This is a genomic window from Pseudomonas granadensis (assembly GCF_900105485.1).
In the GTDB taxonomy this organism is placed as follows: domain Bacteria; phylum Pseudomonadota; class Gammaproteobacteria; order Pseudomonadales; family Pseudomonadaceae; genus Aquipseudomonas; species Aquipseudomonas granadensis.
Genome location: NZ_LT629778.1, coordinates 416,441 through 435,024, shown reverse-complemented (window position 1 = coordinate 435,024; position 18,584 = coordinate 416,441). Strand labels below are relative to the sequence as shown.

The following is an 18,584-nucleotide window of genomic DNA, read 5'->3' as shown; positions in this document are numbered from 1 at the left end:
ACTCCTACACGGGATTCGTGGTGCATTGGCAACGGAGCAAGCACAAAAAACCCGGCCGAAGCCGGGTTTCTGTTCACGTGTTCACTGCATCCACGGCGGTGGAGGCGGTTCCTCGGACTTGCCTTTAGGCTCGTCGTCGGCCGCGCGAATGGCCTGCTTGCGTTCCTCGTCGAGGCGCGCCGCTTCGATCTCGCGCAACACGCCGCCCACATCGGCCAGGTCTTCCGGATCGTCGAACTCACCGGTCAGCACGCTGTTGGGGTGCAAGGTGCCGGCTTCGTACAACGCCCACATTTCCTTGGCGTACTTGGTCTTCTTCAGCTCCGGGGCAAAGCGACCGAAGTACGAAGCCATGTTGCCGACATCGCGCTCGAGCATGCTGAATGCGTGGTTGTTGCCGGCGGCGTCGACCGCTTGCGGCAGGTCGATGATCACCGGGCCGGTCGGCGTCAGCAGCACGTTGAACTCCGAGAGGTCACCGTGCACCAAACCGGTACACAACATCAGCACGATCTGCGAAATCAGGAACGCGTGATATTCGCGCGCCTGATCCGGCTCCAGCACCACGTCGTTCAGACGCGGCGCAGCGTCGCCGAACTCGTCGGCCACCAGTTCCATCAACAGCACGCCGTCGAGGAAGTCATAGGGTTTGGGCACGCGTACGCCGGCACCGGCCAGACGGAACAGCGCCGCCACTTCGGCGTTCTGCCAGGCGTCTTCGGTCTCTTTGCGGCCGAACTTGGAGCCCTTGGCCATCGCGCGAGCCTGTCGGCTGTTGCGCACCTTGCGACCTTCCTGATACTCGGCCGCCTGGCGGAAACTGCGTTTGTTCGCCTCCTTGTAGACCTTGGCGCAACGTAACTGATTGCCGCAGCGCACCACATAAACAGCTGCCTCTTTGCCACTCATCAGTGGGCGCAGCACTTCGTCGACCAGACCGTCCTCGATCAGGGGTTCAATGCGTTTTGGAGTCTTCATCAGCTTTTATTGTGGGTCCTTTATTACCAAACACGCGAATGTCACTCGTTATACGGCAATCCTCGCATCACGGGGAGGGGGTGCCAACCTGTGGACGTCGAGAATGCACACACTGTGCCGGATTACAGGGCCAACTCTGCGCTCGCGCATCGACCGATGCGAATCATAGCCGAGCCCGGCGGATTTGTTGGACGCCGTTTGCAAGGGCATTTGCGACAGAATCTGACATGAGCGCCCGGCGACCCTTCGGCGGATTTTTTCCGCGCCGCCTCAATTTCCCGTTTGCGCAGCCGAAGCCCTGAATGACAGAGGGATCTGTTCGACAATCGTTCCACAACAATCTGCGATGCCGCGCCCAGGGAAACGGGTGATCCACAACGTTTTCGGCTGCCAATAAACCACAAGTCATCTGCACTGCGTGGGCCTACAAGAAAATCTGGAGCGCGGATGAACATCAAACAGAAGTTGACGTGGGCGTTTGCAATCATCGCCTGCTTGCCGGTGGTGCTGGTCGCTACCCTCGTGGTGATGAACCTGCGCAGCGATGCCCGGGACAGTTTTGTCGACAGCAGCGGCCGCGAGATCCGTCAGGTCAGCAACGCCATGCAGTTGTTTTTTGACGGCATCAGCCAGAACGTCGATTACCTGGCGTCGCAACCGCTGATCAAGAACACCGACGACAGCCTCAAGACCTACATGAGCGCCAACGCCGAAACCATCCCGCAGGGCGAGATGGACAAAAAGGTCTTTGCGTTTCTGCAGGACCTGGGCAACGCCCACCCCGCTTACGCCTACGCGATTGTCGGCACCGCTGCCGGCGGTTATGTGTCGTGGCCGGACGATCCCAAGCTGAACAATTACGACCCGCGCCAGCGCCCATGGTACAAGGCCGCCCAGGCCAAACCGGGCAAACCGTTTCGCACCGCGGCTTATTACTGGGCGCAGGACGATGCCACCTACGTCAGCACTGTGCGCACCATCGACAACAAGCTCGGCAGCAATGGCGGCGTGGTCAGCATCGACGTGACGCTCAAGCAGCTCACCGAAATCGTCAAGCAGATCAAGCTCGGTGACAGCGGTTACCTGATGCTGCTGGAAAACAGCGGCACGGTGCTGGTCGATCCGAAACAGCCGGAGCACAACTTCAAGCCACTCGACAGCCTCGGCGAGGGTTATGCGCAACTCGCCAAGGCCGGCAAAGGGCTGGTGGAAGTCGAGCTCAATGGCGAACGCTACATGGCCAACGTCTGGCCATCGGAGCAACTGGGCTGGACCTTTGTCGGCCTGATCAAGCAGAGTGATGTGATGAGTTCCGCCACGCAACTGACCTGGCTGATCGCAATCATTGCCGCCGTGCTCGCCGTGCTGTTCGCCGTGGTCGGCGCCAGTTTCGCCAGCCTTATCGTACGGCCGATCCGCAGCGTCGCCAGTGGCCTGGAAGGCATCGCCCAGGGTGAAGGCGACCTGACCAAAAACCTTGATATCCGGGGCAACGATGAAACCGCGCAACTGGCCAACTGGTTCAACCAGTTCCTGACGGCGATCCGCAGCCTGATCCAGCACATCGGCGGCGCGGCGGGGAAAATCCTCGCCACCTCGCAGAGCTCGACTCAGGTGTCCAGTGACATGGCCGAAGCGGCCGGGCGTCAGCGCGAAGCCGTCGATATGGTGTCGACGGCTTTCCATGAAATGGTCGCCACCGCCAACGAAGTCGCACGCTCGTGCAGTCAGGCGGCGGATTCTGCCGACAGCGGCCAGCGCCAGGCGCGGCAGGGCCAGCAGCAGATCGATGCAGCAGTGCACAGCGTCGATCAGTTGAGCCAGGAACTCGAGCAGTCAGCGCAGTCGATGCAGCAACTGGAGCGCGACAGCACCGATATCCAGTCGATCCTCGGCACCATCCGCTCGATCGCCGAACAGACCAACCTGCTGGCACTCAACGCCGCCATCGAGGCCGCGCGTGCCGGTGAACAGGGCCGCGGTTTTGCCGTGGTCGCCGATGAGGTTCGCGCACTGGCCAAACGCACCGCGGATTCGACGGCGGAAATTGATGGTTTGCTCGGCAACCTGGCCAAGCGCACCAGTCAAGTCACCCAGCAGATGCACGCCAGCCTGCAGGTCTCGCAGCAATCGGTGACGCGCATCGGCGAGGCGCGGGAAAGCTTCGGGCAGATCCGCGAATCGGTCGACGTGATCCGCGACATGAACACGCAGATCGCCACGGCGGCGGAAGAGCAGCACCAGGTGGCTGAGGACATTAATCGGCACATCAGCCAGATTCATGGGGATGCGCAGTTGGTGGCGGAACTGGCTAATTCGGCGCGGCTGGATTCGCAGAGTCTGGCGGGGTTGTCGAATGAGTTGGATGGGTTGGTCAGACGGTTTCGGACCTAAGTTTGTGGCGGTCCTAAAAGCCCCCTCATCGGAACGCCGCCCGCCCAGCCCTCTCCCGGAGGGAGAGGGGGCCGACCGCGGTGTCTGGCGTTGACCATCGACCTGAAATACCGAGTTGATTATGGATTTAAAGACCCGCCGTCTGGGGTCGACTCCGGATTCAACGCTGCTCGTTCAAGTCGGCGTATTGCATCAATATCCCCCAATCAGTCCCCTCTCCCCCCGGGAGAGGGTTAGGGTGAGGGAAGGCTCTTTCAGCGTTCAACAATGGCAGTCACGCCCTGCCCACCCGCCGCACAAATCGAGATCAACCCGCGCCCCTTCCCCGCCGCATCCAGCAACTTCGCCAGGTTCGCCACAATGCGGCCACCCGTTGCTGCAAACGGATGCCCCGCCGCCAGTGAGCTGCCTTTCACATTCAACCGGCTGCGGTCGATCGAGCCCAGCGGCGCGTCGAGGCCAAGGCGGGTTTTGCAGTAGTCGGGGTCTTCCCAGGCCTTGAGCGTGCACAGCACTTGCGCCGCGAACGCTTCATGAATTTCGTAGTAATCGAAATCCTGCAAGGTCAGGCCATTGCGCGCCAGCAAACGCGGCACCGCGTACACCGGGGCCATCAGCAAACCTTCGGCGCCGTTGACGAAATCTACCGCCGCCGCTTCGCCGTCGCGCAGGTACGCGAGGATCGGCAGACCACGTTCTCTGGCCCATTCTTCAGTGCCGAGCAGCACCACCGAGGCGCCATCGGTCAGCGGTGTGGAGTTGCCAGCGGTCAGCGTGCCTTTCGCGCTTTTCTCGAAGGCTGGTTTCAGGCTGGCGAGCTTTTCCGGGGTCAGGTCCGGGCGCAGGTTGTTGTCGCGGGTCAGTCCGAGGAAGGGCGTCATCAGGTCGTTGTGCCAGCCTTCGCTGTAGGACGCGGCGAGTTTGTGATGACTTTCGAGGGCCAGTTGATCCTGTTCTTCGCGGGGGATCTGCCAGGTCTGCGCCATCAACTCACAGTGCTGCCCCATCGACAGACCGGTGCGTGGCTCGCCGTTGCGCGGAAAATCCGGAATCAGATGCTGGGGTCGCAACTGCAGAAAGGACTTCAGTTTGTCGCCTGTGCTCTTGGCGCGGTTGGCTTGCAGGAGAATTTTGCGCAAGCCTTCGCTGACGCCGATCGGCGCGTCCGACGTGGTATCCACGCCGCCAGCGATGCCGCAGTCGATCTGGCCGAGAGCGATCTTGTTTGCCACCAGGATCGCCGCTTCCAGACCGGTGCCGCAGGCTTGCTGAATGTCGTAGGCCGGCGTGGCCGGTGACAGGCGCGAGCCGAGCACGCATTCGCGGGTCAGATTCATATCCCGTGACAATTTCAGCACCGCGCCCGTGACCACCTCGCCGAGGCGCTGGCCGTGCAGGTTATAGCGTTCGATCAGGCCTTCGAGGGCGGCGGTGAGCATCGCCTGATTGCTGGCCGCAGCGTACGGTCCGTTGGAGCGGGCGAAAGGGATACGGTTACCGCCGATGATCGCGACGCGGCGCAGCTGGGTCATGAATAACTCCTTTTCAAAATAATTGAATTCGCACAATCCCCTGTAGGAGTGAGCCTGCTCGCGATAGCGGTGTGCCTGTCAGCCAATTGTTATCTGACACGCCGCTATCGCGAGCAGGCTCACTCCTACAGGGGCCTGCGTTGTTTCCGAATTTGTGTTTGGCAACAAAACTACCGCAGCCAAACTACTCTGCATTGCAGCGTAGGCCTTATTGCGCTGATCGAACGATTGATTGCCCTCGGCAGTCCACACTTTGAACCCCAACTTCTGGAGAGCGTTCCATGTCTGACCGCTATATCGACTTCGCCAACTCGTCCCTCGGCCATCGTCTGGTCGGGGCGTTGGGCCTGCCGTCGCCGGTGCGGCTGGAACGCTGGCAGGCCGGACGCCTGCGTCCGGTCGAGGGGGCGCTGCTGATCGGTGGCGGGCCACTGACCGAACGCATCAGTGCCTTTGCCAATCGCTTGACCGATGGCATCTACCGCTACGGCGAGCAACCGGCGAGCGCCAGCGAATGGATTCCGGGGCATGGGCCGAAACTCAAGGCGGTTGTATTCGATGCCAGCGCGTTGCAGCACACCGACCAGCTCAAGCAATTGCGCGAGTTTTTCCAGCCGTTGCTGAAGAACCTCGAACACAGCGCACATCTGGTCATTCTTGGTCGCGCGCCGGAAACCCTCAGCGATCCGTTCGCGGCGAGTGCACAGCGTGCGCTGGAAGGTTTTTCCCGTTCGCTGGCCAAGGAGCTGCGCAGCGGCGGCACGCTGCAACTGATCTACGTCGGCGAAGGCGCCGAAGATCAGTTGGAAGGCCCGCTGCGGTTTTTTCTCTCGCCCAAGAGCGCGTTCATCTCGGGTCAGGTGATTCGTCTCAGCCCCTGCGCCACGCCGGTCGGCGACTGGACGCGACCACTGGCCGGACGTAAAGCGCTGGTCACCGGCGCGGCGCGCGGCATCGGCGCATCGATTGCCGAAACCCTCGCTCGCGATGGTGCCGAGGTGATTCTGCTCGACGTGCCGCCGGCCAAAGCCGATCTGGAAGCCCTCGCCGCCCGCCTCGGCGGGCGCAGCATCACCCTGGATATCTGCGCGGAAGACGCCGCCGCGCAACTGATCGAACAGCTCCCGGACGGCCTCGACATTCTGGTGCACAACGCCGGGATTACCCGCGACAAGACCCTGGCCAACATGACCCCGGAATTCTGGGACGCGGTGCTCGCGGTCAATCTCAATGCCCCGCAAGTGCTGACCAAGGCCCTGCTCGACAGCGGCACCCTGCGTGACAACGCGCGGGTGGTTCTGCTCGCCTCGATCAGCGGCATCGCCGGTAACCGCGGGCAAACCAACTACGCCGCGAGCAAGGCCGGGTTGATCGGCCTGGCGCAGGCCTGGGCGCCGACTCTGCTGCCACGCGGCATCAGTATCAACGCCGTCGCGCCGGGTTTTATAGAAACGCAAATGACTGCACACATTCCCTTCGGCCTGCGCGAGGCCGGGCGCCGCATGAGTTCGCTGGGCCAGGGCGGCTTGCCGCAGGATGTCGCCGAAGCAGTGGCGTGGCTGGCACAACCCGGTAGTGGCGCGTTCACCGGGCAGGCGCTGCGGGTCTGCGGTCAAAGCGTTCTGGGGGCCTAGGCATGAGCATCGAATGGCGCACGCTGGACCGCGAACCGAACCTGCCCGCGCTGTACACCAGGGCGGCAATGCGGCGCAAGATCACTGGCAAGCAATTGCCCGACCGAGGTTGGCGCTGCTGGATCGACATCGATGGCAAACGTCTGGCGGCGTATCGCAAGGTCTGCGGCTTCACCGACGACGGCCTGCTGCCACCGACGTATCCGCACATTCTTGCCTTCGCCCTGCAGATGCAGTTGCTCACTGACAAGGAATTCCCGTTTCCACTGCTGGGGCTGGTTCATCTGAGCAATCGCATTCGCGTGCTGCGACCGTTGGGCGCAATCAGCCGGGCGCAGGTCAGCGTGCGTGTGCACAACCTGCAAGCGCATGCCAAAGGCGTGACGTTCGATCTGTTGACCACACTGGATGATCAGCTCGGGCCGCTGTGGGAGGCGCAGAGTCAGATGCTCTGTCGCGGGGGGAAACTCGACGGCGAGCCCGCTGAACCCATCTGGCAACCCGCGCAAGCGCTGTTGGAGGTGGCGCACTGGCACGCGCCGGCGGATATCGGCCGGCAATACGCGAAAGTGTCCGGCGACTACAATCCGATCCACCTGAGCGCCGCCAGCGCAAAACTGTTCGGTTTCCCCACCGCCATCGCCCACGGTTTATGGAACAAGGCGCGCACGGTGGCGGCACTCTCCGAGCACCTGCCCAAAGCCAATCTGGAGATCGCCGTGCATTTTCGCAAACCGGTGCGCCTGCCCAGCGAAGTGACGTTGCTGGCGAGTGCGCCGGGTTCCAGCGGCGAGTTGCGACTGGTCGGCGCCGGAGATCTGGAGCACATGGTCGGCCAGTGGCAGCCGATTGCCTGAAGAATCGAGCGCAAAAAGCCGTCAATTGTATGTATATAACTTAAGTTTTATGCACACCACTGCCCGCTTCCGAAAAATATCGAGCCTTGATTTTCAAGGCTTTTTTTTGCGTTGTTATGACCTGAGTATTAGTCCTTAGGCAGAGCGCCGCGCCCTTCGTATAAAGGCGTTAATACCAACTTGAGAATGGTGCGAAATGACTGATCGACTGAGATTAGAGCCATGGACGAGGCATCGCCGACAACAGATCGGCGGGCCATCGAAGGCAACGTAACGTTGTGACAGGTGCAGGAATCTCGATCATGAAAACTCAAGTGATGTGGTCCAAATCGGCAATCGCTCTGGCATTGATCCTCTCCCTCGGCATCGCCGGCTGCAGCAGCGGCGGTGGCGGCCATCGCAGCAGTTCGGGCAGTTCGACCGCAGACGGCACGGCGGGCACCGATGGGTCCGGCGGCGCTGGCGGCACCGCAGGCGGGGGTGATACCGCAGGCACTGGCGGCACTGGCGGCGGCACCGGCGGGGCGGGTGGCGGGACTGGTGGAACCGGCGGCGGCACCGATCCGACAAACCCTGCGAACCCGACGGATCCCACCAATCCGACTAACCCGACCACACCAGCGCTCGTGACCACGACGCTGGTGCAGGATGTCGGCAAAACCGTCAGCGGTGTCGGCGATGGCGTCGGCAAGATCGGCGATTCCCTGAGCAATGTTCCAGTGGCTGGCGGCATCGTACAAAGTGTGGCCAACACGACGGGCAATGTGGTCAGCACCCTGGGTGATGGCGTCAGTAACGGCATCGGCAAACTGGCCACCGACCCGAAAGGCCTGACCACGACCGTGGCCTCGGTCGGCGGTGTGGTGTCGGATGTCGGCGACGGTGTCTCGGACCTGAGCGGCAAACTGGTCAGCGCCACCAGCAGCGTACCGGTCGGCGGCGGCGTGGTCACGAAAGTGGCGCCGGTACTCGATGGCGTCGGCGTCAAAGTCACCATGCTTGGCGACACCCTCAACACCACTCTGAGCAACGGCCCGACCAGCCAGTTGACCAACAAAGTCGGCAGCAGCCTGGTCCCGGTGATCGCCATGGTCGAGAGCACCACCGATAAACTCGGCGATGCCACCGGCCTCGGCGATCCGCTCAAAGGCGCCGTGGCGCAAGGGGGCGGCGCGGTGAACGGCCTTGGCGGTAAGGTTACCGGCGCCGGTAGCGGCAATGCGCTGACCAACACGCTGGGCGGTGCGCTGAGCAACACCGGCACGGCGGTCGGCAAAGCCGGCGGGCTGGTGTCCAACGGCACCGGTTCCGGCACTGGCGGTGGTTTGGGTGGCGGCCTCGGCGGCACCGGCCTGCTGCAAACTGTCGGTGGCGCGGTGGTCAACGTCGGCGCAGGCCTCAACGCAGGCAACACCAATGGCGTGGTCAGTGCCGGTGGTGTGACCGCTGGCGGGCTAGGCAACACCATCGCTTCGCTCAACACGGTGCTCGGTGGCTCTGGTACTCCGATCACCGCCACTACATCACCCCTGGCCACGGTTGGCGCTGCTGTCGGCGCAGGCCTGAATCCGGTCACCAGCGCCGTCACCAGCGTCACCCAGCAAGTCGGCGCCGCCACTGGCCTTGGCTCACCCGTTGCCGGCCTCACCGGTCAGGTCGGCGGCGCGGTCAGCAGCCTCGGCAACACCATTGCCGCGACCAACAACCCGGTCACTACAGCGGTTGGAGGTCTGGTCACTAACGTCGGCGGCACTGTGGCGGCAGTCGGTGGTCTGGTCAACAGCGGCACTGCCACTGGCGGCACATCTGGCGGTCTGGGCGGGGTACTCGGTGGCCTGACCGGCGCTTTGAGCGGCACTCAACGCTAAATTGCACCTGGCCGATTCGACGGCCTTACCTACAGCGCCTACGCTTGGTTGAGGGCGGAAGACTCCCACGAGTCTTCCGCCTTTTTTCTCAGGAAAAATCCGCCCAGTGCTGCGATCTGACCATGGAGTGTCCTATGCGCGTAATGGCATCCCTGCTGCTGCTCAGCCTCACTTCCATCGCCTTCGCCGACACCCTGCCCAGCTTTCTCAACAGCAACGAAACCATCCGCAACCTGCCCCAGCCGAACCTGCCGGCCGACGCCTACCGCCCGAGTGCCACGCCGCTGCAAGTGCCGGATCCGGGCGCGACTGCCGCGCAGCCGCTGCTGATGGAAACCAAAGTTGATCTGAAGACCGTGCAGATCGAAGGCGGCACGATCTATCCGCTCAACGAACTGGCCGAAGTCTATAAACCGCTGATCGGCCGACAGACCAGCCTCGCCGATCTGATTGAAGCCACGCGCAACATCACTCGCCGCTATCAACAGGACGGCTACCTGCTGTCCTACGCGTTTTTGCCGCAACAGAACTTCGACGACGGCGTCGCCCGGGTAGTGCTGGTGGAGGGCTACGTGCGCGATATCCAGATGCAGGGCGATGTCGGCCGGGTCAAAGGTCTGCTCGACAAACTGGCGGCAAAGATCCAGGCCGAACGGCCGCTGACCCGCAAGACCTTCGAGCGCTACACCACGCTGATGACGCGTATCCCCGGCGTAACGATCCAGGCCCAGGTGCCGCCACCGGGCACCACCGATGGCGCCACCACGCTGATCGCCCAGGCCAGCCGCAAACCGTTCACCAGCACCCTGAGCACCACCGAAGACAACCGCAACGGCCCCCAGGCCCTGCTCGGTGTCAGTAGCAATTCGCAGACATCAATGGGCGAGCAACTGGCCCTCAGCGGCCTGTTTCCACCGGGCGATGATAAAGAGCATTACTACCGCCTCGACTACAGCCAGTTCCTCGACAGCGAAGGCACCCAACTGAATCTCTCGGCCTCCCGCTACCGCGCCGATCCCGATACCGAAGTGCTGGTTAACGGCGGCGGACGGCTCAGCACCCACCGCGAAAACGACCGCTACTCGATCGGCTTCAGCACACCCTTGATCGCCTCCGCCAACGAACTGCTGACCGCCGGCTCACGCCTCTACGCGGTCGACGACAAGACCCGCTACGACGGCATCAACTTCCCGTTCAGCACCGAGTTGCGCACCGATGTCCGCGCCCTCGCCTTCGAAGGCGACTGGCGCAAGGCCGACGCTCGCCAACTGCGCATCCTCAGCGCCGGTGTCTATCAAGGCTTCGACAGCCTCGGCGCACACACCAATTACGACGACATCGACCTGGACTTCTTCCGCGTGCGCCTGTCCGGGGTGCAGAGCGACAAATTCCTCGACAACTGGCAAGGCGTCCTCTCGGCCGCGCTGTACTGGAGCGACGACACCCTGCCCGACAGCGAACGCGCGGTGTTCGGCGGACAAAACTTCGGCCGCGGCTACCCCGACGACCAGGCCTCCGGCGACAAGGGCTGGGGCGTGGCATACGAAGTCAACTACAGCTTCAACCGCGACGGCAACTGGCTGCGCATCCTGCAACCGTACGTCGTCCTCGACCGCTCACGCAGCTGGTTCAACCAACTGCCGGTACAGGCCAACAACCTCTCCTCGACAGCCATCGGGCTGAGGTTTGGCGACGCCAGGTACTACAACATATCGCTGGAAGTGGCCAAGGCCATGTCCGATGAAGCGCTGGACACGTTGAATCGCAAACCGCGGTATAGCGTCAGTTTCAGTTATCAGTTGTAGGGGGGAGGGTGTTCGCGATGGTGGTCTGAGACACAGATTGTTTTGCTGACCTGACGCATTCGCGAACAGGCTCGCTCGCACAGGGTTGTGTTCAACCGGTAGAAATTAGGAGGCTGTGAGGCCGCTATCGCGAGCAGGCTCACTCCTACAATTGGACTGTGTTTTTGCAGTTAGAGATTAGTTGGCAGTGAGGCCGCCGATCGCCAGCAGGCTGGCTCCCACAGTTTGAATGGGGTGAGTTCTGCATAATATTCGTTGGCTGTGAGGGCGCATCGCTGGCAAGCCAGCTCCCACAGGTTTTGCGCTGATTTCAAGATCGGCGCATGACTTGTGGGAGCCAGCCTGCTGGCGATGAACGATAACGCGGTGGTCCGGCAGATCGGGCCTGGCAAGCCAAAAGCCGACCCTCACCCTAGCCCTCCCGAAACGTCGGACCGCCCGGAGGGAGAGGGGACTGACCGCGGTGAATGCGAGAGCTACGCCGACTTGGGATACCGAGTCGTACGCAGGTTCTGAACGGCCCACAAATCGGCTCCCTCTCCAGGGGGAGAGGGCTGGGGTGAGGGGCGAATCCACCACCAATCCCAAGCCAACCACCCGCTTCTAAAAGGGCCGGGGCGTGGCATACGAAGTCAACTACAGCTTCAACCGCGACGGCAACTGGCTGCGCATCCTGCAACCGTACGTCGTACTCGACCGCTCACGCAGCTGGTTCAACCAACTGCCGGTACAGGCCAACAACCTCTCCTCGACAGCCATCGGGCTGAGGTTTGGCGACGCCAGGTACTACAACATATCGCTGGAAGTGGCCAAGGCCATGTCCGATGAAGCGCTGGACACGTTGAATCGCAAACCGCGGTATAGCGTCAGTTTCAGTTATCAGTTGTAGGGGGGAGGATGTTCGCGATGGTGGTTCGACAATAAGCTTGTTCAGGCCGAACAACCGCATTCGCGAGCAGGCTCCCACCATTGGAATGGGTGCGTTCTGGAAAACATGGGGGGCTGTGAGGCCGCTATCGCGAGCAGGCTCACTCCTACAATTGGACTGTGTGTTTGCACTTAGAGATTAGTCGGCAGTGAGGCCGCCAATCGCCAGCGGGCTGGCTCCCACAGTTTGAATGGGGTGAGTTCTGCATAATATTTGTTGGCTGTGAGGGCGCCATCGCTGGCAAGCCAGCTCCCACAGGTTTTGCGCTGATTTCAAGATCGGTGCATGACTGGTGGGAGCCAGCCTGCTGGCGATGAACGATAACGCGGTGGTGCTGCCGATCAGCCTGGCAAGCCAAAAGCCGACCCTCACCCTAGCCCTCCCGAAACGTCGGACCGCCCGGAGGGAGAGGGGACTGACCGCGGTGGATGTAAGAGATACGCCGACTTGGGATACCGAGTCGTACGCAGGTTCTGAACGGCCCACAAATCGGCTCCCTCTCCAGGGGGAGAGGGCTGGGGTGAGGGGGCGAATCCACCACCAATCCCAAGCCAACCACCCGCTTCTAACCACTCAACAATGAGCGTTAGCTCGAGTGCTTTTGATCTTGCCTAACCAGCGACATCGGAAGGCTGAGTGGAGGGATTGATCCGGGCGTGGGAGCGCAGCGACCGTACGACGAAGTCGTACACAGCGGAAGGAGGTGCAGCGAAGCAAACCGTAGCCGCTGCGCCCGGATCGATCCCGGAGCGAAGGGACCCGAGCCTGCGAGGGCCGTACGCAGGAGCAAGCCTTTTGGTTCCTTTTTGGCGTCTGAAAAAGGGACTCGCCGTAAGGGCGAAACCGCCAGCCGCCACACCCGAAGCAACGGATAACCCCCCAAAACCCCAAGAACCCGGTCGGCCCGCAGGCCGCCGCGTTCACCCACCCCGAACCTTGGGAAACAAATTATCCAGCGTCTCAAAAAGCCGAACGTGATAAATCGGTTTGCGAAACAGATCCAGCACCTGCAACCGCAACATATCGCTGACATCTTCCATATCCGCATGCCCCGACATCACAATCACCGGCAAATGCTCCCGAGACGTATGCTCACGCAACCGCCGGATCAGCGACATCCCCGATTCCTCCGGCATGCGCAGATCAGTAATCACCAGCGCAATATCCGGATGCCGGGTCAGGTGATGCAACGCTTGCTTCACCGAAGTCGCGGTATGACAGACAAAGTCCTCCCCCTCCAGCAACTCCGCCAACTCCAGCAACGCGTCCTCTTCGTCGTCAACCAGAAGCAACTGTTGGCGGGGCATAGGGAGAGAATTCATGGGCAATCCCTGAAAACTGAAAGTAAACCAGAGTGTAGCCCGAGATCAGCCAACGGCGATCCACACCGCGATCAAGGCGTCGGCCTGGTTACAGCAGTCCCATCCAGACTGGTCAGAATGTTGTTGAAGATCGCCAGCACCCGGTCGCCCAACGGGGTAACAAACGCCACAACCACCACCGCGACCATCGCCACGACAATTGCATATTCAATCGCCGAAGCTCCCTCCTCGCTCTTGAACAACAAACGGGCCTTGGCCATCAGATATTCCAGATTCATACCCAACATACGCTTGCTCCTTCGCGCCTCTGGCGCCGACATCACCACCGCGGCAAGGTTCCACCGTGCCACCTGAGCATTGTCAACAAACCCCCACCCAACAACTGTAAGAACGGATTAATCACAAAGCATTAATCCATGCCTGTGTACGGCATTTCCTGCTGTTAATTGGCCAGGCCCCATACTTTCGTGGGTTATTTGCCTGTCATTAATGGCGCTTTTGTACAGATCAGCTAGCGTGCAAATAGCGAAATAGTTGCATGTTCATAGCTGCAGAATCGGGAATTTCTCTCGTTAACAAGTTCGACGGGTAGTGCAGCAGGAAAGGGAGAGCCGTCATGAACAGTCGCGTCACCATGGCCCTCGCCGCCATCCTCTTGCTGGGCGCGATTTTTGTCGGTTACTGGGGATTGATCCTCAGTCGCCATCCGGTCCCCGTCGCGCAAGCACCGATCGCCCCGGCGGTCAGCGTTGAAAACACTGTCGCGATTGCCGAAGACCAGACTCGCCAACCGGTGGTGGTGCTGCTGCACGATGTGCCGCCCTTCACCGCACTGACGGCGGCAGATGTGACAGTAGAAAAATTGCGCAGCGCACCGGCCGGTAGCTTGAGCAATGTCGATCAGGCCATCGGTCGCACACCCTGGCGTTCCTTGAGCGCGGGCACCTGGCTCACCGATGAAAGTTTCAGCGCCGGCGGCACGCTGGCGCGGATGATCCGCAGCGATGAACGCGCGCTGACCGTGGCGGTTGACGAAGTGATCGGCGCGGCCGGGCAATTGCTGCCTGGCGATTACGTCGATGTGTTGCTCTACCTGCGTCAGGACGCCAGCAACCCGCAGCAGTCGGCGCAAATTGTCCTGCCGGCGATGCGTGTGCTCGGCGTCGGCGAGCAGTACGGCCTGACCAACGATGGCCAACCGGCCACGCCGACGCTCAGCACCGAAGACAAACTGAAACAGGATCAACGCCGCCTCGCGGCACGCACCGTGGTGCTCGCGGTGCCGCAGCAATTGCTGAGCCGCCTGATGCTTGCGACCCAGGCCGGCACCTTGCGCCTGGCCGTACGCAGCAGCGAAGAACAACGTCTGGCCAGATATTGGGCTGGCGAACAACAGTCCTCCGCGCACCTCGATAACGCCAACAGTCAGCTCTTCCAATTCACCCAACTGGCCATGGGCAGCGCACCGAAAACACCGTCCAGCAGCAGCTCAAACACAATCGCGCGCCCCGCGGTGGAAATCATCCGCGGCAATCAGCTCAGCCAACAAACCCCATGACAGCGCAAGGATCCAGGTGCATGCAGAGTCGTTGCAGGTCGACAGGGAAACACATGCTCCGCGTCTTGATGGTGATGGGACTGTCGACGGGTGCGGCATCCGCGGCCGTTGGCAGTTGCTCGACCCTCGGCCGATTGCCGCCAGTCATCGAGATCGGCGAAGGCTTTCAGCAGGATGTGCAGTCGCCCGTGGCGATCACCCGTCTGGCGATCGGCGATCCGAAAATTGCCGACGTGCACGCTAACGGCAGTTCATCGTTTTTGCTCACTGGCGTGGCGCCCGGCGCGACCAGCCTGATGGTCTGGACGGCCTGTTCAAGCGAGCCGCGCCAGAGCATGGTCTTTGTGCAAGGCGCCGCCACTGCGGCGATGACCGGCAGCCTGCCCTCGGACGATCCAAGCCTGCCGTCACAGGTGCAGACCGATATTCGTTTTGTCGAAGTCAGCAGGACCAAACTCAAGGAAGCCACCGCCTCGCTGATCGGCACGCGAGGCAATTTCCTTTTCGGTTCGCCCGGCACCCTGCCGCCGATTGACGGGGTGCCGCAGCCACGCCTGCCGGTGGATAACTCGCTGTTCAATTTCTCCTGGGTTGGCGGCAAGACCATGGCGATCATCAATGCGCTGGAAACCAGTGGTTTTGCCTACACGCTCGCCCGCCCTAGCCTGGTGGCGCTGAACGGGCAGAGCGCGAGCTTTCTTGCGGGCGGTGAAATCCCGATTCCGGTGCCCAGTTCCGGCAGCGACAGCGTGTCGATCGAGTACAAGGAATTCGGCATCCGCCTGACCCTGACGCCGACCATCATCGGCCGTGATCGCATCGCCCTGAAGGTCGCCCCGGAAGTCAGCGAACTGGATTTCGCCAACGCGGTGAACATTGCCGGCACCACCGTGCCCGCGCTGACCATCCGCCGCACCGACACCAGCGTGTCGCTGGGCGATGGCGAAAGCTTTGTGATCAGCGGTTTGATCAGCACCACCAACAGTTCGCAGGTGAACAAGTTTCCCGGCCTGGGCGACATCCCGGTGCTCGGCGCATTTTTCAAAGGCTCGCAGATCAAGCGCGAAGAACGTGAACTGCTGATGATCGTCACACCGCATCTGGTGCAGCCACTGGCGGCGGACGCGCAATTGCCGTCGCTGCCCGGTGAAAAGCTGCGCAACTACGACCCGAATTTCTACCGCATGTTTTTTCTTGAAAACGGCAATTTCGACAAGCGCAGCGGGTTATCGCAATGAGCCAGAACCTCAGCCAGACCTTCCTCGCCATCACCCGCAACAGCACTGATCTGGAGTGGCTGCAAGGTGCGCTCGCGCCGCTCGGCCAGGTAGTCAGCGCCGGTGGCGGCAGCCTCGACGAGTTGCTGGCACTGGTCGACGTCACGTTCGCCAGCCTGGTGTTTGTCGGTCTCGATCGTGAACATGTGGTCGCGCAGAGTGCACTCATAGAAGGCGCGCTGGAGGCCAAACCGATGCTGGCGATCGTTGCCCTCGGCGACGGCATGGACAATCAGCTTGTGCTCAATGCCATGCGCGCCGGTGCGCGGGATTTTGTAGCTTATGGCTCGCGTTCCAGCGAAGTCGCCGGACTGGTGCGGCGCTTGAGCAAACGCCTGCCGCCGGTGGCGCCGAACACACAACTGGGCGGGCTGACGGTGATGTACGGTGTGCAGAGCAGTTCTGACGGCGCGCTGCTGACCAACCACATGGCGCTGGTGGTGCAAAAGAGCGGCCAGCAGACTTTGCTGCTCGACCTCGGTCTGCCGCGCGGCGACAGCCTGGCGCTGCTCGGGCTGGAGAGCTCGTTTCATTTTGGCGATGCCTTGCGCCACTTGCGCCGGCTCGACGCGACACTGATCGACAGCGCCTTCACCAGCACCGAAGCCGGCCTGCGCATCCTCGCCTATGCAAGCAATGACGAGCCGCTGGAAAACACCAGCGCCGCCGAGTTGTACATGCTGCTCAGCGCCCTGCGTCAGCACTTTCAGCACATCGTCGTGAACCTTACCGGGCAGAGCGACAGCGAAGCCTTGCGCACCTTCGTCAGCCACTGCGATAAGCTGCTTTGGTACACCGACCAGAACGTGCTCAACTGCCGACGCAATCTCGCGGTGCTCAATCTGTGGCGCGAAAAAGGCATGAAGCTCGACCATGCCCGCCTGCTGGTTGACCGCTACTTGAGCAGCGTCGCGCCGAACGCGGAAACCCTCGGCAAGACTTTCAACCTCGAAGTGATCGCCACCCTGGCCCTGACCCCGGAAGTGCGCCTGAACGCAAAAAACCAGGGCGTTAGCCTGTTCGAACTGGCCCCTCGGGAGAAACTCACGCAGAGCCTGCGCGCTCTTGGCGAACGTCTGGCGAAACGCTCCGAGGGGCTGGCGAAACCCAAAATCACGTGGTTCGACCGCTTGCGAGGCAGCTCATGAGCACGGAAAAACTGTTCGGCAGCGCACCGCGCGCCGGTAACGGCAACAGCGATCACGAAGGCCTGAAACTGGTCCTGCATCGCTACATCATCGATGCCCTCGAGGAGTCGGGAACAAATCTGCTGGAAGGCTCGCGGCAGCAGCTCGCGCATTTCGTCACCGACAAGGTTGCCGAGTACATCGCCCGTCTGCACCTGGCGATTTCCCGCTATGAGATGGAGCGGCTGGCGGAAGAAATTGTCGACGAACTCACTGGTTTCGGCCCGCTGGAAGTGCTGCTGCGCGACCCATCGGTGACCGAAATTCTGGTCAATGGCCCGCACCGGGTGTTCATCGAACGCGACGGCGTGCTGCATCAAAGCGATTTGCGTTTTATCGATGCGCATCATGTCGAGCGGGTCATGCAGCGGATTCTTGCGCCGCTCGGGCGGCGCCTCGACGAGTCTTCGCCGATGGTCGATGCGCGCCTGCCGGATGGCAGCCGGGTCAATGCGATCATTCCGCCGATCGCCCTCGACGGCCCGTGTCTGTCGATTCGCAAATTTCGCAAGGACATGCTCAAGAGCAGCGATCTGATGGCGATGCAGACCATCGACCTGTCGATCTTCGAGTTTTTTCAAAACGCGGTCGGCCAGCGCTGCAACATCCTCATCAGCGGCGGCACCGGCACCGGCAAAACCACGCTGCTGAACATTCTCAGCCAGTTGATCAACCCCCACGAACGTCTGGTGACCATTGAGGACGTCGCCGAATTGCAGCTCGGCCACCCGCATGTGGTGCGCCTGGAAACCCGCCCGCCAAATGCCGAAGGCCACGGTGAAGTAAAAGCCAGCGACCTGATTCGCAACGCTCTGCGCATGCGTCCGGACCGGATCATCCTCGGCGAGATTCGCGGCGTTGAGGTGGTCGACGTCCTCACCGCCATGAACACCGGCCATGACGGTTCGATGAGTACCGTGCACGCCAACAATGCTCAGGATGCGTTGCTGCGGCTGGAAACCCTGGTCGGTCTGACCGGTCGTTCCATCGCCGAACGCACCCTGCGCCAGATGATCTGCGCCGCTCTCGACGTGATCATCCAGTTGACGCGCATGCCCGATGGGCGCCGCTGCGTCAGCGAAGTGGTGGAAGTGGTTGGCATTCGCGAAGACGTCTACGTCACCAACACCCTGTTCCGCCTCGACCGCCGCACGGGTTTTGGCTTTCTGCGCGAAGCAGTGAATCCGGCCGGCGACAAATTGCGTTTTGATGCGCATTCGGTCTGACGGCGAGGAGCAGCGAAC

13 protein-coding genes and 2 pseudogenes are annotated in these 18,584 nt (G+C 61.7%); 11 read left to right on the top strand and 4 right to left on the bottom strand.

Annotated features, from left to right (window positions below):
* Window positions 1-81: 81 nt before the first annotated feature.
* On the bottom strand, window positions 82-978 hold the full coding sequence (locus BLU52_RS01795; protein WP_090281144.1) for a PA4780 family RIO1-like protein kinase: 897 nt from the start codon (window positions 976-978) through the stop codon (window positions 82-84).
* A 447-nt stretch (window positions 979-1,425) separates the two neighbouring features.
* Between BLU52_RS01795 and BLU52_RS27195 the strand changes: the two are divergent.
* Window positions 1,426-2,466 (top strand): annotated as a pseudogene (locus BLU52_RS27195) (cache domain-containing protein); the annotation flags it as partial.
* 138 nt (window positions 2,467-2,604) lie between these two features.
* Window positions 2,605-3,372, top strand: coding sequence for a methyl-accepting chemotaxis protein (locus BLU52_RS27190; RefSeq protein ID WP_408003551.1), 768 nt, complete (start codon window positions 2,605-2,607; stop codon window positions 3,370-3,372).
* A 254-nt stretch (window positions 3,373-3,626) separates the two neighbouring features.
* Here BLU52_RS27190 and BLU52_RS01785 read toward each other — a convergent pair whose 3' ends face one another.
* Window positions 3,627-4,904, bottom strand: a complete 1,278-nt coding sequence (locus tag BLU52_RS01785; RefSeq protein ID WP_090281138.1) for an acetyl-CoA C-acetyltransferase — start codon at window positions 4,902-4,904, stop codon at window positions 3,627-3,629.
* 281 nt (window positions 4,905-5,185) lie between these two features.
* On the opposite strand from BLU52_RS01785, the gene BLU52_RS01780 reads away from it, so the two are divergent.
* The 5 genes and pseudogenes from BLU52_RS01780 to BLU52_RS01760 all read left to right on the top strand — a co-directional run.
* A complete protein-coding gene (locus BLU52_RS01780; RefSeq protein WP_090281135.1) occupies window positions 5,186-6,538 on the top strand; it encodes a 3-oxoacyl-ACP reductase in 1,353 nt (450 codons plus the stop codon).
* Window positions 6,539-6,540: 2 nt separating this feature from the next.
* Window positions 6,541-7,395 (top strand): MaoC family dehydratase, encoded by an 855-nt coding sequence (locus BLU52_RS01775; RefSeq protein ID WP_090281132.1) that lies wholly within the window; start codon window positions 6,541-6,543, stop codon window positions 7,393-7,395.
* A 302-nt stretch (window positions 7,396-7,697) separates the two neighbouring features.
* The gene (locus BLU52_RS01770) at window positions 7,698-9,263 is read left to right on the top strand and encodes a collagen-like triple helix repeat-containing protein (RefSeq protein ID WP_090281129.1); all 1,566 of its coding nucleotides are present in this window, start codon (window positions 7,698-7,700) and stop codon (window positions 9,261-9,263) included.
* Between the two features lie 134 nt (window positions 9,264-9,397).
* Complete coding sequence (locus tag BLU52_RS01765; protein ID WP_090281128.1) at window positions 9,398-11,068, top strand: ShlB/FhaC/HecB family hemolysin secretion/activation protein; 1,671 nt, start codon at window positions 9,398-9,400, stop codon at window positions 11,066-11,068.
* A gap of 607 nt (window positions 11,069-11,675) precedes the next feature.
* Window positions 11,676-11,957 (top strand): annotated as a pseudogene (locus BLU52_RS01760) (ShlB/FhaC/HecB family hemolysin secretion/activation protein); the annotation flags it as partial.
* A gap of 959 nt (window positions 11,958-12,916) precedes the next feature.
* Here BLU52_RS01760 and BLU52_RS01755 read toward each other — a convergent pair.
* Together BLU52_RS01755 and BLU52_RS01750 are read right to left on the bottom strand one after the other, a co-directional pair.
* Window positions 12,917-13,318 (bottom strand): response regulator, encoded by a 402-nt coding sequence (locus BLU52_RS01755; protein ID WP_090281126.1) that lies wholly within the window; start codon window positions 13,316-13,318, stop codon window positions 12,917-12,919.
* A gap of 71 nt (window positions 13,319-13,389) precedes the next feature.
* On the bottom strand, window positions 13,390-13,596 hold the full coding sequence (locus BLU52_RS01750; protein WP_090288410.1) for a Flp family type IVb pilin: 207 nt from the start codon (window positions 13,594-13,596) through the stop codon (window positions 13,390-13,392).
* A gap of 338 nt (window positions 13,597-13,934) precedes the next feature.
* Between BLU52_RS01750 and cpaB the strand changes: the two genes are divergently transcribed.
* The 4 genes from cpaB to BLU52_RS01730 are packed head-to-tail and all read left to right on the top strand — an operon-like array spanning window position 13,935 to window position 18,566.
* Window positions 13,935-14,876, top strand: a complete 942-nt coding sequence (cpaB, locus tag BLU52_RS01745) for a Flp pilus assembly protein CpaB (protein WP_090281124.1) — start codon at window positions 13,935-13,937, stop codon at window positions 14,874-14,876.
* A gap of 20 nt (window positions 14,877-14,896) precedes the next feature.
* Complete coding sequence (locus BLU52_RS01740; RefSeq protein ID WP_090281122.1) at window positions 14,897-16,114, top strand: type II and III secretion system protein family protein; 1,218 nt, start codon at window positions 14,897-14,899, stop codon at window positions 16,112-16,114.
* Window positions 16,111-17,301, top strand: coding sequence for an AAA family ATPase (locus BLU52_RS01735; protein ID WP_090281120.1), 1,191 nt, complete (start codon window positions 16,111-16,113; stop codon window positions 17,299-17,301). The genes BLU52_RS01740 and BLU52_RS01735 overlap by 4 nt, the downstream gene beginning before the upstream one ends.
* Window positions 17,298-18,566: a CpaF family protein gene (locus BLU52_RS01730; protein ID WP_090281117.1), complete on the top strand. Its 1,269-nt coding sequence runs from the start codon at window positions 17,298-17,300 to the stop codon at window positions 18,564-18,566. Before BLU52_RS01735 ends, BLU52_RS01730 begins: the two co-directional genes overlap by 4 nt.
* The last annotated feature ends 18 nt before the right edge of the window (window positions 18,567-18,584 follow it).

Excerpts from the sequence above, each read along its gene's own strand:
- BLU52_RS27190 (WP_408003551.1), top strand. The coding sequence starts at position 2,605 with ATGGCCGAAGCGGCCGGGCGTCAGCGCGAAGCCGTCGATATGGTGTCG.
- BLU52_RS01730 (WP_090281117.1), top strand. The coding sequence starts at position 17,298 with ATGAGCACGGAAAAACTGTTCGGCAGCGCACCGCGCGCCGGTAACGGC.
- BLU52_RS01785 (WP_090281138.1), bottom strand. The coding sequence starts at position 4,904 with ATGACCCAGCTGCGCCGCGTCGCGATCATCGGCGGTAACCGTATCCCT.
- BLU52_RS01780 (WP_090281135.1), top strand. The coding sequence starts at position 5,186 with ATGTCTGACCGCTATATCGACTTCGCCAACTCGTCCCTCGGCCATCGT.
- BLU52_RS01765 (WP_090281128.1), top strand. The coding sequence starts at position 9,398 with ATGCGCGTAATGGCATCCCTGCTGCTGCTCAGCCTCACTTCCATCGCC.
- BLU52_RS01740 (WP_090281122.1), top strand. The coding sequence starts at position 14,897 with ATGCAGAGTCGTTGCAGGTCGACAGGGAAACACATGCTCCGCGTCTTG.
- BLU52_RS01795 (WP_090281144.1), bottom strand. The coding sequence starts at position 978 with ATGAAGACTCCAAAACGCATTGAACCCCTGATCGAGGACGGTCTGGTC.
- BLU52_RS01775 (WP_090281132.1), top strand. The coding sequence starts at position 6,541 with ATGAGCATCGAATGGCGCACGCTGGACCGCGAACCGAACCTGCCCGCG.
- cpaB (WP_090281124.1), top strand. The coding sequence starts at position 13,935 with ATGAACAGTCGCGTCACCATGGCCCTCGCCGCCATCCTCTTGCTGGGC.
- BLU52_RS01770 (WP_090281129.1), top strand. The coding sequence starts at position 7,698 with ATGAAAACTCAAGTGATGTGGTCCAAATCGGCAATCGCTCTGGCATTG.
- BLU52_RS01755 (WP_090281126.1), bottom strand. The coding sequence starts at position 13,318 with ATGAATTCTCTCCCTATGCCCCGCCAACAGTTGCTTCTGGTTGACGAC.
- BLU52_RS01750 (WP_090288410.1), bottom strand. The coding sequence starts at position 13,596 with ATGAATCTGGAATATCTGATGGCCAAGGCCCGTTTGTTGTTCAAGAGC.
- BLU52_RS01735 (WP_090281120.1), top strand. The coding sequence starts at position 16,111 with ATGAGCCAGAACCTCAGCCAGACCTTCCTCGCCATCACCCGCAACAGC.